This window comes from Kitasatospora sp. NPDC043950, from assembly GCF_056435345.1.
Genome location: NZ_JBWKER010000057.1, coordinates 21,159 through 35,963, shown reverse-complemented (window position 1 = coordinate 35,963; position 14,805 = coordinate 21,159). Strand labels below are relative to the sequence as shown.

Annotated in this window: 14 protein-coding genes; 6 read left to right on the top strand and 8 right to left on the bottom strand. The window is 73.2% G+C overall.

The features are described from left to right. Positions 1-25 precede the first annotated feature (25 nt). Positions 26-1,003, top strand: a complete 978-nt coding sequence (locus AC07BF_RS30695; RefSeq protein ID WP_400844509.1) for a DMT family transporter — start codon at positions 26-28, stop codon at positions 1,001-1,003. A gap of 132 nt (positions 1,004-1,135) precedes the next feature. Here the strand turns inward: AC07BF_RS30695 and AC07BF_RS30690 are convergent, their stop codons facing one another. From AC07BF_RS30690 to AC07BF_RS30680, 3 genes are all read right to left on the bottom strand, one after another. Continuing rightward, on the bottom strand, positions 1,136-2,527 hold the full coding sequence (locus AC07BF_RS30690; protein ID WP_363587305.1) for an ABC transporter substrate-binding protein: 1,392 nt from the start codon (positions 2,525-2,527) through the stop codon (positions 1,136-1,138). 64 nt (positions 2,528-2,591) lie between these two features. After that, positions 2,592-3,500 carry a carbohydrate ABC transporter permease gene (locus AC07BF_RS30685; RefSeq protein ID WP_400329282.1) on the bottom strand — a complete coding sequence of 303 codons (909 nt, stop codon included), beginning with the start codon at positions 3,498-3,500 and terminating at the stop codon, positions 2,592-2,594. After that, positions 3,497-4,417 carry a carbohydrate ABC transporter permease gene (locus tag AC07BF_RS30680; RefSeq protein ID WP_363629634.1) on the bottom strand — a complete coding sequence of 307 codons (921 nt, stop codon included), beginning with the start codon at positions 4,415-4,417 and terminating at the stop codon, positions 3,497-3,499. The genes AC07BF_RS30685 and AC07BF_RS30680 overlap by 4 nt, the downstream gene beginning before the upstream one ends. A gap of 293 nt (positions 4,418-4,710) precedes the next feature. Here AC07BF_RS30680 and AC07BF_RS30675 point away from each other — a divergent pair, with 293 nt between their 5' ends. Next, on the top strand, positions 4,711-5,373 hold the full coding sequence (locus tag AC07BF_RS30675; protein ID WP_478334202.1) for an SMI1/KNR4 family protein: 663 nt from the start codon (positions 4,711-4,713) through the stop codon (positions 5,371-5,373). 103 nt (positions 5,374-5,476) lie between these two features. Here the strand turns inward: AC07BF_RS30675 and AC07BF_RS30670 are convergent, their stop codons facing one another. From AC07BF_RS30670 to AC07BF_RS30660, 3 genes are all read right to left on the bottom strand, one after another. Beyond that, on the bottom strand, positions 5,477-6,238 hold the full coding sequence (locus tag AC07BF_RS30670) for an SDR family NAD(P)-dependent oxidoreductase (protein WP_363587301.1): 762 nt from the start codon (positions 6,236-6,238) through the stop codon (positions 5,477-5,479). Then, the gene (locus AC07BF_RS30665) at positions 6,235-7,668 is read right to left on the bottom strand and encodes an MFS transporter (protein WP_478334201.1); all 1,434 of its coding nucleotides are present in this window, start codon (positions 7,666-7,668) and stop codon (positions 6,235-6,237) included. The genes AC07BF_RS30670 and AC07BF_RS30665 overlap by 4 nt, the downstream gene beginning before the upstream one ends. A gap of 104 nt (positions 7,669-7,772) precedes the next feature. Next, a complete protein-coding gene (locus AC07BF_RS30660; RefSeq protein ID WP_363587299.1) occupies positions 7,773-8,354 on the bottom strand; it encodes a TetR/AcrR family transcriptional regulator in 582 nt (193 codons plus the stop codon). 151 nt (positions 8,355-8,505) lie between these two features. Here AC07BF_RS30660 and AC07BF_RS30655 point away from each other — a divergent pair, with 151 nt between their 5' ends. Then, a complete protein-coding gene (locus AC07BF_RS30655; RefSeq protein WP_363587298.1) occupies positions 8,506-8,991 on the top strand; it encodes a DoxX family protein in 486 nt (161 codons plus the stop codon). Positions 8,992-9,046: 55 nt separating this feature from the next. Here the strand turns inward: AC07BF_RS30655 and AC07BF_RS30650 are convergent, their stop codons facing one another. Beyond that, entirely contained in the window at positions 9,047-9,343 is a 297-nt protein-coding gene (locus tag AC07BF_RS30650; RefSeq protein ID WP_400810127.1) for an MTH1187 family thiamine-binding protein, read from the bottom strand. Positions 9,344-9,447: 104 nt separating this feature from the next. Beyond that, entirely contained in the window at positions 9,448-10,932 is a 1,485-nt protein-coding gene (locus AC07BF_RS30645; RefSeq protein ID WP_478334208.1) for a SulP family inorganic anion transporter, read from the bottom strand. 790 nt (positions 10,933-11,722) lie between these two features. On the opposite strand from AC07BF_RS30645, the gene gcl reads away from it, so the two are divergent. The 3 genes from gcl (at position 11,723) to AC07BF_RS30630 (ending at position 14,689) form a co-directional block, all read left to right on the top strand. Further along, positions 11,723-13,504 carry a glyoxylate carboligase gene (gcl, locus tag AC07BF_RS30640; RefSeq protein WP_363587296.1) on the top strand — a complete coding sequence of 594 codons (1,782 nt, stop codon included), beginning with the start codon at positions 11,723-11,725 and terminating at the stop codon, positions 13,502-13,504. 148 nt (positions 13,505-13,652) lie between these two features. Next, entirely contained in the window at positions 13,653-14,117 is a 465-nt protein-coding gene (locus AC07BF_RS30635; RefSeq protein WP_400987431.1) for a pyridoxamine 5'-phosphate oxidase family protein, read from the top strand. Between the two features lie 83 nt (positions 14,118-14,200). Then, a complete protein-coding gene (locus AC07BF_RS30630) occupies positions 14,201-14,689 on the top strand; it encodes a glutathione peroxidase (protein WP_363587294.1) in 489 nt (162 codons plus the stop codon). The last annotated feature ends 116 nt before the right edge of the window (positions 14,690-14,805 follow it).

Here is a 14,805-nt window from a genome sequence, read left to right as displayed (position 1 = left end):
CCCCGCCGAAGGGAACCACCGGCCCATGGTCTCCGAACCCACCCCGCGCCGGCCGAACCCCACCCTGCCGCCCCCGCCCCGGGGCTCCGGCACCGGCGTGCTCGGCAACGCCGTCCGCCACCCGGGAGGGACGCTGACGCTGATCGGGGCCTCGGCGATCTGGGGCCTGTGGACCACCGCGGAGAAGTACTCCATCCGGGGACTTCCCGTCATGACGGTGCTCGCCGTCTCCCTGTTCACCGCCGCCGCCCTGCCGTGGGCCGTCCTGCTGTACCGGGGCGGCCACCGGCGCCCGTCGCGCGACCAGTTGAAGCGCCTCGCCCTCCTCGGGCTGTTCGAGCCGATGGTGGGGTACGGGGCCATCGGACTGGGGATGGCGCGGATCGACGCCACCCAGGCGTCGATCCTCCGCGGCTCCGAGGCCTGTTTCGTCGTGGCGCTGGCCGCGGTGATCAGCCGCCGGGCACCCACGCCGCGCGGTGTCGGCGGCGTCGTGCTGGGTGCGGTCGGCGTCGCCGCGCTGGGCGGGAGCCACGCCCTGCTGGGGCTCGGCGTGGGGGATCTCCTGGTGCTGGCCGGGACGTTCGCCGCCGCGGCGGCCACCATCATCACCGGACGCGTCGTCAGGGAGACCGATCCGCTGGTCGCCACGGCCTACCAGTTCGGCTTCGGCCTGCTGTTCTCCCTGCCGCTGTTCGTGGGCCAGTGGGTCATCAGCGGCAGTCTGGTCACCGGCGGCGCCCGCCCGCTGCACTGGATCGTCGCGGCGGGCGTCTGCGGCGGCGGGCTGGCCGGGGCGTTCCTGATGTACAACTACGCCGTGACGCGGACCCCGGTCACCACGGCGGGCGTCCTGCTCAACATCATCCCGGTGTTCGGACTCGCCTTCGCCGTGGCGCTCCTGGGCGAGCGCATCGACGTCTGGCAGTACGTGGGGGCCGCGCTCATCCTGGCCGGGATCTTCCTCTTCTCGGAGATCCCCGGGGCGGACTCCGACGGCTGAGCCCCGACCGGCCGTCCCCGACGATGGTCCCGAACGGCGGCGGCCCGCCGGGCGCGTGCTGCGCCGGGCGGGCCGTCGTGGGGCGGGCCGGTGGCCGTGAGTCGGGCCGGTGACCGTGGGGCAGGGAGGTGGTCAGCTCACGGAGCTGTTGTAGCTGTCGATGGCGGGCTGGAGCTCCTTGGCCGCGTCGGCCAGGGCCTGCTGGGCGGTCTTGGAGCCGGCGATGGTCTGCTCGATGGCCGTCTCGACGCCCTTGCGGGCCTGCGGCATCACGCCGAGCAGGCAGCCGGCGGTGGCCGGGGAGGGCTTGGTGGCCTTGAGCTGCTCGATGGCCGTCTGGAACTGCGGGTACTTGGCCACCCACTCCTTGTCCTTGGGGTCGTCCAGGGACTTGCGGTTGACCGGGAAGTAGCCGGTGCCGGTGTGCCAGGCGGCCTGCTGCTCGGGGGCGGTGACGAACTTCTCGAACTCCCAGGCGGCGCGCTTCTCGGCGTCGGAGTGGCCGGGGCCGCTGATCCACAGCGAGGCGCCGCCGATGACCGGGCCGCCCTGGTCGGCGGCGGCGACCTTGGGGAAGGCCGCGGTGCCGACGGCGAACTTGGCGGCCTCGGTGTAGCCGCGCAGCACGCCGGTGGACTCCAGGTGCATGGCGACGGTGCCGGCCTTGAACGCGGCCTGGGCGTCGTCGGTGTTGCGGCCGGTGTTGGCCGCGTAGCCGCCCTTGACGAGGTCGGCCCACCACTGGACGATCTGCGCGCCCTGGGCGGAGTCGAAGACGGCCTTGCCGGCCTTGTTGGTGCGGCCGTTGTCCTGGTCGCAGTACATGGTGCCGGACTCGGCGAGCAGCTGCTCGACGAACCAGCCGTAGATGGCGGCGCCGAAGCCGTAGCGGACGGTCTTGCCGTCGGCGTCCTTCTTGGTCAGCTTCTTCGCCAGCTCGCCGAGGTCGGCGAGGTCCTTGGGCGGCTGGGCCGGGTCGAGACCGGCCTCCTTGAAGGCGTCGGCGTTGAGGTAGAGCAGCGGCATGGAGGAGTTGAACGGCATCGAGACGAGCTTGCCGCCGACGGAGTAGTAGTTGCGGATGTTCGGGTCGAGGTCGTCGAGGGCGAAGCCGTCCTTGTCGGCGAAGGCCTGGGCCGGGACGGTCTGCTTGGAGTCGATCATGAACCGGGTGCCGATGTCGTAGACCTGCACCAGGGCGGGGGTGCCCTTCTGCTGCACCGCGGCCTTGTACTTGGCGACCAGGTCGTCGTACTTGCCCTGGAACTGCGCCTTGACCTCGATCTTGCCCTGGTGGGCGGCGTTGAACTGGCTGACCAGCCCGGTGAGGACCTCGGCGTTCTTCCCCGTCATCGAGTGCCAGAACTCGACGCCGGTGACGCCCGAGGCCTGGTCGAGCGCCTGGGCACCGGGGACGGCGTCGGAGGAGCCGCCGGAGCCGGAGGTGGAGTCGCCGGAGCTACAGGCGGTCAGGGACAGGCCGGCCACCAGCAGGGCCGCGAGCGCGCGGGCACTCTTCTTCACGGGAGGGTTCTCTCTCTGTCGGGAGGGACGTGCTCGAAGGAGCGGGAGGAAGCGGCGGAGCGGGTCAGCGGACGGCGCCCGCGGTGAGACCGCGGACGATGAAGCGCTGGCCGAAGACCACCAGGGCGAGCGTGGGCAGCAGGGAGAGCACGACGCCGGCCAGGATCAGGCCCGGATCGGACATCTCGGAGTCGCGCAGCGAGGTGAGGCCGATCTGCAGGGTCTGCATGTTCGCCGTGCGGGTGATGATGAGCGGCCAGAAGTACTGGTTCCAGGCGGACAGGAAGACGTAGATCGACAGCGCCGCCAGGGCCGGCTTGTTGAGCGGGACGACGATCCGCCACAGGAACCGCCAGTGGCCCGCGCCGTCGATCCGCGCGGCGTCGCGCAGTTCGCCGGGCAGCTGCCGGAAGGCCTGCCGCAGCATGAAGGTGCCGAAGCCGGAGGCGAGGAAGGGCAGCACCAGGCCGAAGTAGGTGTTCCCGAGCCCCCAGCCGGACAGTGTCAGGTAGTTGGGGATGATGATGGCCTCCCACGGGACCATCAGCGTCGCCAGGAACACCCCGAACACCACGGCCCGCGCCTTGAGCGGCAGGAACACGAAGGCGTACGCGGCGAGGACCGAGGTGAACAGCTGGGCGAGCGTGATGACGGTCGCCACGATCGCCGAGTTGGCGTACTGCCTCGCCAGCGGGACGGTGTCGACGGCGCCGGCGAAGTTCCGCCCGGTGACCGAGTGGGGCACCAGCGCCGGCGGGTAGGAGGAGAGTTCGGACGGGCTCATGAAGGCGCCGGCGATCGCGTAGTACACCGGGAAGGCCACGGTGACGACGGCGACGGCGAGCAGCAGGTAGACGGCGGCACGGCCGAGCAGGTCGCGCGGCGAACGACCGGCCAGCACGCGGGGGCGCGGGCGCGGCGCGGCGGCCCCGTCCTGGGCCCCGGGCCCGGCCTCGGTGGCGGTCACGGTCATGCGTAGTGCACCTTCCGCTCCAGGACGCCGAACTGGACGGCCGTGCAGGCGAGGACGACCACGAGCAGCACCACGGCCTGGGCACTCGCGGTGCCGAAGTCGCTGGAGCCGTAGGCGAAGGCCTTCTCGTAGACGGAGTAGACGAGGGTCCGGGTGGCGCCGTCGGGGCCGCCCTTGGTGAGGATGTGGATCTGGCCGAAACTCTGCAGCGAGTGGACGGTGGAGACCACGGTCAGGAAGAACAGGTTCGGACCGAGCATCGGCACGGTGATCGAACGGGCCAGCCGCAGCCCCGAGGCGCCGTCGATCCGCGCGGCCTCCAGGATCTCGCCGGGGATCGAGCCGATGCCCGCGGACAGCACCAGCACGTTGTAGCCGAGGCTCATCCACACCGTGGTGACGGCCACCGAGACCAGCGCGTACCGGGAGTCGGTCAGCCAGCCGATCGGGCCCAGCCCGACGTGCGAGAGCAGGCCGTTGAGCACCCCGCTGGCGGGGTTGAAGAACACCGCGAAGACCACGGACGCGCTGGCCACCGAGAAGGCGAAGGGCAGCGCGAACGCGGAGCGCAGCAGCCGCACGCCCCGGATCCGGTTCTCCAGGAGCAGCACCAGCACCAGCGCGCCCAGCACGCCGGGCACCACGGTGAGCAGCGTGAACAGGGCGGTGGTGACGAGCGTGCGCCGGAAGTCCGCCGAGGTCAGCAGCTCGGTGTAGTGCTTCAGCCCGACGTAGCGCGAGGGCGCGCCGAACAGGTCGTTGGCGTGTCCGCTCAGGTAGATGGTCCGTCCCAGCGGGTAGCCGATGAAGAGGACGAAGACCACCAGGGAGGGCAGCAGGAAGGCCCAGGCGAGGCCGTGCTCACCCCAGCGGCTTCGGCGGCCCGGGTGGGGCTTGGTGTGTGGTGCGGTCGGCATGGGTTTGCGCGTCCCGCCTTTCGTTGCGTCGGTTCCGGCCGAAACCGTGTCCTGCCCACACGACGGGTCGGAAACCCCACGGTGAGCAACGGGTGTCGGTGGGATTACGCGTTCGCGTCAGATTCGGCCGGTCGTGGGCGGACGGGCGTTGGGGCGCGTCCCCGGACGGTCGTGGGCGGGCGGGATGTGCGGCGCGCCCCCGCCCGTTCCGGTACGCCCTCCGGTGGCACCGGACTGTCGGTGGGGCGTCGTACGGTTCCCGGCCTGTCGGTGGGGCGTCGTACGGTTCCCGGATGGACGACACCGAATTCGACATCCGGGCCGCGATGGCCGAATCCCTGCGGGGCCGCGCGGGCGCCCGGGCGCTGGTCGAGGGCTTCGCCGCCTACTGGGGCGAGCCGCTGCGGCCCGACGACGGCTTCACGGACGCCGAACTCGACGCCGCCGAAGGGCGCCTGGGCCTGCGGCTGCCGGCCGCGCTGCGCGAGGCGTACCGGCTGTTCGGCCGCCGGGAGGACCTCACCGGCAACCACAACCGGCTGCTGTCGCCGGAGGAACTGTTCGTCCTGGACGGCGCCCTGGTGTACCAGGAGGAGAACCAGGCGTGCGCGCACTGGGGCGTCCTGCTGGCCGACCTCGACCAGGACGATCCGCCGACGGTGGGCCGACTCGACCTCGCGGACAAGTCGGAAGAGCGCTGGGAGCCCTGGGAGGAGCGCTTCTCGACGGCCGCGACGGCGATGGTGATGGTGGAGAAGCTGTTGCAGGACGACGAGTTGAGCGTGTTCGCCGAGTCCGGAGTGGAGGTGCCGGAGGGGCTGGCGGAGCTGCCCCGGCTCGGCCGTGGCTGCCGCTGGTTCATCGGGCCGGACGTGCTGGTCGTCGAGCTCGACGAGGACCTCGTGGTGGCCCGGGCCCGGACCGAGGAGGCCCGGGACGCACTGGCCGAGCAGTGACCTGATGGCCCAACGACGGTACCCCGCCCGCTCGTTGGGCCACGGGTGGATCAGGCGATGGCCCAACGACGGGTCGCTGCCCGGCCGTTGGGCCACGGGTGGATCAGGCGGTGGCGCCGCCGTCCAGGACCAGGTCGGCGCCGACGGTGAAGCCCGCCTCGGACGAGGCCAGGTACAGCACCGCGGCGGCGACCTCCTCGACCGCACCCGCCCGGCCGACGGGGAGGCTGTCCTTCATCCGCGCGGCCTTGTCGTCGGCGTTCTCGCCGGGCCGGGTGGACATGCTGGTGTCCACCGGGCCGGGGCTCACCATGGTGATCCGGACTCCGTCCGCGATGTGGTCGAGGGCGGCGCTGCGGGTCAGCGCGGTGACGGCGGCCTTGCTGGCGGCGTAGGCGCCGAGGCCGGGCACACGCATGTGGACGCCGAGGTTGGAGGAGATGTTGACGATCGCGCCGCCGCCGTGGGCCCGCATGTGGCCGATCTGGTGCTTCATGGCGAGCCAGGTGCCGGTCAGGTTGACCGCGAACACCCGGTGCCACTCGTCCTCGTCGATGTCGGCGACCGGGCCGACGGCGCCGAACACCCCGGCGTTGTTGACGGCGACGTCCAGGCCGCCGAGGAGTTCGACGGTCTCCCGGACCAGCCGGGCGGCGTCCTGACCGTCCGCCACGTCGCCGGTCAGCGCGACGGCCTTGCCGCCCGCCTGCTCGATCAGCTCGACCGTCTCGGCGAGCGGGCCCGCGCTGCGGCCCGCGACCGCGACCCGGGCGCCCTCCCGGGCGAAGGCGAGCGCCACGGCCCGTCCGATACCGCTGCCGCCGCCGGTGACCAGGACGGACTTGCCGATGAAACGCGTGGTCATGAGAGGTGCTCCTTGATCTGGATGGTGCGTTCTGGTGCGGTGTCGGTCTCTGTGGTGGTCTCGGGAGTCACCCGCGCCGGCATGGCGACGGCGAGGGCGGTGAGCGCCAGGGCGGTGCCCGCCGCCGCGAAGGCCGTGGCGTAGCCGCCGACCACGCTCGGGCGGGTGGCGGCGAGCGCCATCAGGGCGGCCACCCCGGCGGTGGGGCCGAGTTCCATCGCGGTGTTGAGCACGCCCGCGGCGAGGCCGGTCCGTTCGGGCGGCACGCCCGCGGTGGCGAGCACGGCCGCGCCGGCGAAGGCGGTAGCGGCCCCGGCGGGCAGCAGGAGCAGCCCGGGCAGCAGCCCGGTGGCGTAGTCGCTGCCGGGCGCGAGGCCCGCCAGCAGGCCGAGCCCGGCCGCCGCGAGGGCGAGCCCTCCGGCGGTGACCGCGACGGCGCCGTAGCGGGCCGTCAGCGGCCCGGCCAGGCGGCCGGCCGTCAGCAGTGCCGCCGCGTACGGCAGGAAGGCGGCGGAGGTGGCCAGCACGCCCCAGCCGCGGACCTGTTGGAGGTAGAGCGCGAGCAGCAGGAAGGTCAGCGCGGTGCCGGCGGCGGTCGCCATGACGGCGGCGAGGGCGGTGGCCCGGCGGCGGTCGGCGAGGAAGCCGGGCGGCAGCAGCGGGTCGGCGGTGCGCCGTTCGACGGCGGCGAAGGCGCACAGCAGGGCGAGCCCGGCGGCCAGCGGCAGCAGCGTCCCGGGGCTTCGCCAGCCGTGGTCGGTGGACGCCACCAGCCCGTAACTGGCCGCGCAGACACCGGCGGCGGCCAGGGCGGCGCCGGGCAGGTCCAGCCCCGGCCGGCCGACGGCCGACGGTCGGCCGGCGGGTTCGGCGGGCGGCAGCGAGCCGGAGCGGACCAGGCCGACGAGGGCGACCAGGACGGGCACCGCGAACAGCCAGCGCCAGGAGACCCAGGCGGCGACGGCGCCGGAGAGCAGGTTGCCCGCCGTGGCGCCGAGCACCGAGAGGCCGCCCCAAGCGGCCATCGCCCGCCGGTATTCGGCGGGTCCGGGCCGCAGCACCCGGACCACGGCGACCGCCGCCGGGGCTGCCAGGGCCGCGCCGACGCCCTGGGCGAAGCGGCTCGCCAGCAGGACGGGGTAGCCGGGCGCGAGGGCGCAGGCGATCGAGGCGGTGCCGAGCAGGGCCAGGCCCACCCTCAGCAGCCGGCGGCCGCCGTGGCGGTCGGTCAGCCGCCCGCCGAGGAGCAGCAGGGCGCTGAAGGAGAGCCCGTAGGCGGCGCTCAGCAGCAGCACACCGGACGGGCCGAGCCCGAACTCCCGGGCCACCAGGGGCAGTGGCACGGACAGGATCATGATCGTGAAGATCAGCGTGGCCTGCACGCCGCCGAGCAGGGCGAAACCGGGCCGGTCGGCCGTGGCGACACTCATGGAACCCCCCCTCTCCATAATGACCGTTCGGTCCAGTATTGGGACAGCAAGAGGCGACCTCCACCGTCGCCCCGCCATCGCCCCACGATCCGTCAGTCGACCCGTCAGTCGAGCAGCACCAGCGCCTGCTCGGCGGCGTCCCGCACCCGGGACGCGCCGTCGGCGGTCCGGCCCAGCACCCGCACGCCCTGCAACAGCACCAGCAGCATCCGGGCCAGCGCCCTCGGGTCCCGCCCGGCGGGCAGTTCGCCCTGCGCCTCGGCCCGGACCAGGGCGGCGGTCAGCACCGTCTCCAGGTGGCCGAGCCCGGCCTCCACCCGGCGGGCCGCCGAGGGGTCGCGCGCGGCGAGCTCGACGGCGGTGTTGGTGATGAAGCACCCGCGCTTCAGCCCGTCCTCGGCGGACTCCGCCGCGAACCGGCGGACCAGCGCGCGGACGGCCGGCAGCACCGGGCCGGGCTGGGAGAGCTCGGCCAGGAGCACCGGGTCGGCCTGCTCGCCGTACCGCTCCAGCGCCCGCAGGAACAGTTCGTGCTTGCTGCCGAAGGTGGCGTAGATGCTCGCCCGGGCGATCCCGAGCTCCTCGACCAGGTCGGCCATCGAGGTGGCCTCGTAACCGCGCCGCCAGAACAGCTCAAGGGCCGACTGGAGCACGGCGTCCGGGTCGAATTCCTTCGTTCGCGCCATGGGTGAACGCTAACCCTTTCCAGAACGGTCGGTCAAGATCCTCCCCGAAGGTCGCACACGTGGGATCTGACGGAGCATTGCCAAGTGGACTAGACCAAGGCTACCCTTACCGCCCCGTACCTCCTCCTCCCCCCACAGGAGGCGTTTCCCCATGCCCGCGAACCTTCCCACCTCTCCCCAGCAGGCGGCCGAGGCCGCCCGCCCGCTCGTCCTGACGGCCTTCCGGGTCGTCGTCGGGCTGCTCTTCGCCTGCCACGGCGCCGCCTCGCTCTTCGGCGTCCTCGGTGGCACCAAGGGCGGCGGCACCGTCCCGCTCGGTCAGTGGCCCGGCTGGTGGGCCGCGCTGATCCAACTGGTCGGCGGCGCCCTGGTGCTGCTCGGCGTCGGCACCCGGACCGCCGCCCTGCTCTGCTCCGGCTCGATGGCGTACGCCTACTTCACCGTGCACCAGGAGCACTCCCTGCTGCCGCTGCAGAACGGTGGCGAACCCTCCGTCATGTTCTGCTGGGCCTTCCTCGCCATCGCGGTGCTCGGCTCCGGCCCCTACGCCCTGGACCGGCTGCTGGCCCGGCGCACCACGGCCGAGCCGGCCGCCCAGCCCGCCCCGGCCGGGGCACACCAGGGCCAGACCGGCTGAGCACCCGGCCCGGCCCAGGGCCCGACGAGCGGCTCGACGGACTGACTGTGCGGGGTCAGTCCTCGGCCAAGTGCCGTTCCACCGAGGCGACCTTGGCGGTGAGCCCGTCGGTGACCCCGGCCCGGTCGTCGATCTTGATGACCGTGCTCACCCGGCCGCTGTAGGCCTTCACCGCCTCGATCGCCGCCCGGATCACCGGCATCACCTCGTCCCACTCCCCCTCGATGCTGGTGAACATCGCGTCGGTCCGGTTGGGCAGTCCGCTCGCCCGGACCACCCGGACGGCTGCTGCCACCGCCTCTCCCACGTCCTCGCCGATCCCCAGCGGGGTCACCGAAAAGGCTGCGATCACGGCTCTGCGCTCCTTCCGCCGACGGCACTCACCGGCAGCACTGGTCGTGGCCGGGACCAGGTTCCGGTCCGGGCCGCGACCAGGCTAACCAGCCTTGCCGGCGCTCACACCACGGTCGGCAGCGGCGGTTCGACCGCGAGCGGAGCAGTGGCGCGGGCCCGGTGCTGGGCGGCCCACGCGGTGAGGGCCACCGTGCAGGCGTGGTCCAGGTGGCGCAGCCCGGACCAGTCGAGTTCCACCGGCCGGTCGGCCGGCAGCCGTTCCAGGGCGTCCAGCAGCCGGGGCAGCCGCAGGAAGGTCGCGTTGCCGGTGAGCCGGACGCGCTGCAGGGCCTCGCCGGACGGCAGGACCAGTTCCTCCAGGCCGATCTGGAGGTGCGAGGTCTGCCAGGCGGACTTGGCCACGGCCAGGCCGATGCCGATCAGCACCCCCTCGAACAGGTCGGTGGCGATGATGGTGCTCGCGGTCACCGCGAGCACCAGCGCCTCGCCCCGGTGGCCGCGGCAGAGTGCGGCGATCCGCCGCAGCGGGACGAGCTTGGCGCCGGCGTGGACCAGGACGGCGGCCAGCGCGGTGAGCGGGACGAGCCCGAGCACGCCGGGCAGCAGCGCGGTGAACAGCAGCAGCCAGAGCCCGTGCAGGGTGCGCGAGGCCTTGGTCCGCGCCCCCGCCTGGACGTTGGCCGCGCTGCGGACGATCACCGCGGTCATCGGAAGGGCGCCGAGCAGCCCGCAGACGGTGTTGCCGATGCCCTGGGAGGTCAGCTCGCGGTCGTAGTCGGTACGCCGGCCGTGGTGCATCCGGTCGACGGCGGCGGCGCTGAACAGCGTCTCGGCGGAGGCGATCAGGGTGAAGGCGACGACCGTACCGAGGCCGGCGGTGCCCGCCACCGCGCCGAGCGCGGCACGGTCGGGCAGGTGGACGACGTCGAGCAGGCCGGACACCCGGACCCTCGCCACCGGCAGGTCGGCGGCGGCCGTGACGGCGGCGGCCAGCCCGACCGCGGCCAACGGCGCGGGGACGCCGCGGGCGACGCGCCCGGGCAGGTACTTCCAGCCGACCAGCACGAGCAGGGTGGCCAGGCCCAGGGCGACCGCGCTCGGGTCGGCCACGCCGGTGACCACGTCCGCCAGCAGGTCGGGCAGTCCGGCGATCTTCTCCGGCCCGGTGGCCGGGGCGCGGCGGTCGGCGAGCGCGTACAGCTGGCCGAACAGCAGGGTCAGTCCGATGCCGGCCAGCATGCCGTGCACCACCGAGGCGGACATCGCCCGGAACCAGCGGCCGAGCCGGAGCGCTCCCATCGCGATCTGGAGCAGCCCGGTGCCGAGGACGAGCAGGCCGAGGGCGGTGACGCCGAAGCGCTGGACGGCGTCGTAGACCAGGACGGTCAGCCCGGCGGCCGGGCCGCTGACCTGGAGGCTGCTGCCGGGCAGGAGGCCGACGACCAGGCCGCCGACGATGCCGGTGACCAGACCCAGTTCGGCGGGGACGCCGGAGGCGACCGCCACCCCGACGCACAGCGGCAGGGCGACCAGGAACACCACCAGCGAGGCGGGCAGGTCGTAGCGCCAGGGGACGGCGCGCAGCACGGCGAGCGGGGGCCGGCGGCGGCCCGGCGGGGCGGCCTTGCCGGGGTGGCCCGGCGGGGCCTTGCGGCGGCGGGGCGTTCGGCTCACCCGGTCACCACCGGGGGGCGGGCAGGGAGACAGCGCATGGCGGCGTTCCTTTCGCGCGCCCGCCGCTGCGGGCACGCCGTCACAGGGAGGTGATGGGGGTCGCAGGGGGGTGAGGAGAGGGAAGGGAGGTGGACCGCGCGGAGGGGGCGACAGCGGTACGGCCGCAGGTCCGGGCGGACCGGACGGCGGCGGCGGGTGTCGGGTCGGTGCGGCCAGGGGGTGCGTCCCTCGCTCGGGTGCGGCGGACCGGGCACGCTGGTCCTGGACGGGACCGGCCGCCGGAGCTCCCCCACTCCCGGACCGTCCCGAATCCCCCTGCCACGGCCTCAGTTGGACATCACGGGCCCGGCGTGCCACCGACGGTACCCAGAGGTGCGGGGTGGGCCGACCTCGGGCACCGTCCCTTCACCCGCACTGCACACCGGCCGCGCTTTCCGGCGCGGAACGACCGGCTCCCCGGGCACACCAGCGCGATCGGCGCCCACCTGTACGAGCCCGGCCCCGTCTCCCCGCCCCTCGGACGCCCGCGGCGACCTGCGGTTTCACCCCCCGGGGCCGGCTTCCACATTCTGTTGGACCTCCCCTTGACGCCCCGCCGAGGCCAGCCGTACCGTATTTCCACATACAGAAACCGTTCTTCCGTATGGTGGAATTCTGGAGATGAGCCCTCCGACCCACTGCGGGCCGACGCAGGAGATACCCGATGCCTCGTATGACAGCCGCCCGCGCGGCCGTGGAGATCCTCAAGCTCGAAGGCGTTGAGGTCGCGTTCGGCGTGCCGGGCGCGGCCATCAACCCGTTCTACGCCGCGCTCAAGGCCTCCGGCGGGATCAGGCACACGCTGGCCCGGCACGTCGAGGGCGCCTCCCACATGGCCGAGGGCTACACCCGCGCCAAGGCCGGCAACATCGGCGTCTGCATCGGCACCTCGGGCCCGGCCGGCACCGACATGATCACCGGTCTGTACTCGGCGATCGCCGACTCCGTCCCGATCCTGTGCATCACCGGCCAGGCCCCCGTCGCCCGCCTGCACAAGGAGGACTTCCAGGCCGTCGACATCGCCTCGATCGCCAAGCCCGTCACCAAGGCCGCCACCACCGTGCTGGAGGCCGCACAGGTCCCCGGTGTGTTCCAGCAGGCCTTCCACCTGATGCGCTCCGGCCGTCCGGGCCCGGTCCTGATCGACCTGCCGATCGACGTCCAGCTGACCGAGATCGACTTCGACCCCGAGGCCTACCAGCCGCTCCCCGTCTACAAGCCCGCCGCCAACCGGATCCAGATCGAGAAGGCGCTCGCGCTGCTCCAGGCGTCCGAGCGCCCGCTGATCGTCGCCGGCGGCGGCGTCATCAACGCCGACGCCGCCGAACTGCTGCGGGAGTTCGCCGAGCTGACCGGCGTCCCGGTGGTCCCGACCCTGATGGGCTGGGGCATCGTCCCCGACGACCACGAGCTGAACGCCGGCATGGTCGGCCTCCAGACCTCGCACCGCTACGGGAACGAGAACTTCCTCGCCTCCGACTTCGTCCTGGGCATCGGCAACCGCTGGGCCAACCGCCACACCGGCGGCCTGGACGTCTACACCGCGGGCCGCACGTTCGTCCACGTCGACGTCGAGCCCACCCAGATCGGCAGGATCTTCGCCCCCGACCTCGGCATCGCCTCCGACGCCAAGGCCGCGCTGGAGCTCTTCCTCCAGGTCGCCCAGGAGCTCAAGGCCGCCGGGCGGCTCAAGGACCGCAGCGAGTGGGCCGCCGCCACCCAGGACCGCAAGGCCCGGCTCCAGCGCCGCACCCACTTCGACGACGTGCCGATCAAGCCGCAGCGCGTCTACGAGGAGATGAACAAGGCGTTCGGCCCGGACACCCGCTACGTCACCACCATCGGCCTCTCCCAGATCGCCGGCGCGCAGTTGCTGCACGTCTACCGGCCGCGGCACTGGATCAACTGCGGCCAGGCCGGCCCGCTCGGCTGGACCATCCCGGCCGCGCTCGGCGTCGCCACCGCCGACCCCGAGGGCCAGGTCGTCGCGCTCTCCGGCGACTACGACTTCCAGTTCATGGTCGAGGAGCTGGCCGTCGGCGCCCAGCACCGCATCCCGTACGTCCACGTGCTGGTGAACAACGCGTACCTGGGCCTGATCCGCCAGGCGCAGCGCAACTTCGACATCGACTTCCAGGTCAAGCTGGAGTTCGAGAACATCAACGCGCCGGAGCTGGGCGTCTACGGCGTGGACCACGTCCGGGTCGCCGAGGGCCTGGGCTGCAAGGCGATCCGGGTCACCGAGCCCGAGGGCCTGCTGCCGGCCTTCGAGGAGGCCAAGAAGCTGGCCGCCGAGTTCCGCGTCCCGGTCGTCGTCGAGGCGATCCTGGAGCGGGTCACCAACATCTCGATGGCCGCCGCCGACATCGACAAGGTCAACGAGTGGGAGGAGATCGCCACCCTCCCCGAGCACGCGCCGACCGCCGTCAAGCCGCTGGCGCCCTGAGCCCGCCGCGGGCCGCTCGGGGCGGGATCCGGCCCGGATCCACCACTGCGCCCCGCCCCGAGTGGCCCGGACGCGCACCGGGTACAAACCGGAAGACGCTCGCGCCCGACCTCCGTGCGCGGGCCCGGAGCCCCCTGGAGCGGACACCATGCCCTTCAGCATGAGCAAGGCCGAGCGCGAGCGGTTCCTCGCCGCACCGCACGTCGGTGTGCTGGCCGTCGACTCCGGCGCCGGAGCGGACCGGGGCCCGCTGGCCGTACCGGTCTGGTACACCTACGTCCCCGGCGGCCTGCTCACCGTCGTCACCGGCCGCGGCTCCGTCAAGGCCCGGCGGATCCGCGCCGCCGGGCGGTTCACCCTCTGCGCCCAGCGCGAGCAGGGCCCGGCCGCGTACGTGAGCGTCGAGGGCCCCGTGGTGGCGGTCGAGGACCGGCTCGACCGCGACGAGTGGGCCGCCCTCGCGAACCGCTACCTGTCACCCGAGGCCGCGCGCGACTACCTGGCCTCCGCCCGGGAACAGTTGGCCGCCGACATCACCTTCCGGATGCGGCCCGAGCGCTGGTCGAGCGCCGACTTCTCATCCTTCGGGGCCGACCTGTCGCAAGACCGGTAGGTCGGGCTCAGTCCAGGTGGTCGCGGCCACTACGGTGGCCAGGCGACCACCTGTTCCGCACTCCTTTCGAAAGGACCACCACCGTGAGCCTGTACGACATCCCGCTCCGCACCCTCACCGGCGAGCCCACCTCGCTGGCCGAGTACAAGGGCAAGGCGCTGCTGATCGTCAACGTCGCCTCCAAGTGCGGCCTGACCCCGCAGTACACCGGCCTGGAGAACCTCCAGCAGCGGTACGCCGCACGCGGGTTCACCGTGCTGGGCTTCCCCTGCAACCAGTTCGCCGGGCAGGAGCCGGGCAGCGCCGAGGAGATCCAGACCTTCTGCTCCACCACCTACGGCGTCACCTTCCCGCTGTTCGAGAAGATCGACGTCAACGGCGACGACCGGCACCCGCTGTACCGGCAGCTGACCCAGGTCGCCGACGCCGAGGGCGAGACCGGGGACGTCAGCTGGAACTTCGAGAAGTTCCTGATCTCCCCCGACGGCACCGTGGCCGCCCGGCTGCGGCCGCGGGTCGAGCCGGAGTCGGCCGAGCTGATCGCGGCGATCGAGGCCGTCCTCCCGGCCTGACCCCCACCCACCCGCCGACGGACCGGGCCCGGGGCCCCGCCCGGGGGCGGTTCGTCGTTTCCCCGGGGGGGGAGGTGGTCAGAGGTTGTGGTCTCGACGAGCGGGGGGCTTTCTAG

Bases quoted from the DNA above. Each gene is read 5' to 3' on its own strand.
- AC07BF_RS30670 (WP_363587301.1), bottom strand. From the start codon at position 6,238: ATGACCACGCGTTTCATCGGCAAGTCCGTCCTGGTCACCGGCGGCGGC.
- AC07BF_RS30680 (WP_363629634.1), bottom strand. From the start codon at position 4,417: ATGCCGACCGCACCACACACCAAGCCCCACCCGGGCCGCCGAAGCCGC.
- AC07BF_RS30660 (WP_363587299.1), bottom strand. From the start codon at position 8,354: ATGGCGCGAACGAAGGAATTCGACCCGGACGCCGTGCTCCAGTCGGCC.
- AC07BF_RS30635 (WP_400987431.1), top strand. From the start codon at position 13,653: ATGCCCTTCAGCATGAGCAAGGCCGAGCGCGAGCGGTTCCTCGCCGCA.
- gcl (WP_363587296.1), top strand. From the start codon at position 11,723: ATGCCTCGTATGACAGCCGCCCGCGCGGCCGTGGAGATCCTCAAGCTC.
- AC07BF_RS30685 (WP_400329282.1), bottom strand. From the start codon at position 3,500: ATGACCGTGACCGCCACCGAGGCCGGGCCCGGGGCCCAGGACGGGGCC.
- AC07BF_RS30665 (WP_478334201.1), bottom strand. From the start codon at position 7,668: ATGAGTGTCGCCACGGCCGACCGGCCCGGTTTCGCCCTGCTCGGCGGC.
- AC07BF_RS30655 (WP_363587298.1), top strand. From the start codon at position 8,506: ATGCCCGCGAACCTTCCCACCTCTCCCCAGCAGGCGGCCGAGGCCGCC.
- AC07BF_RS30675 (WP_478334202.1), top strand. From the start codon at position 4,711: ATGGACGACACCGAATTCGACATCCGGGCCGCGATGGCCGAATCCCTG.
- AC07BF_RS30695 (WP_400844509.1), top strand. From the start codon at position 26: ATGGTCTCCGAACCCACCCCGCGCCGGCCGAACCCCACCCTGCCGCCC.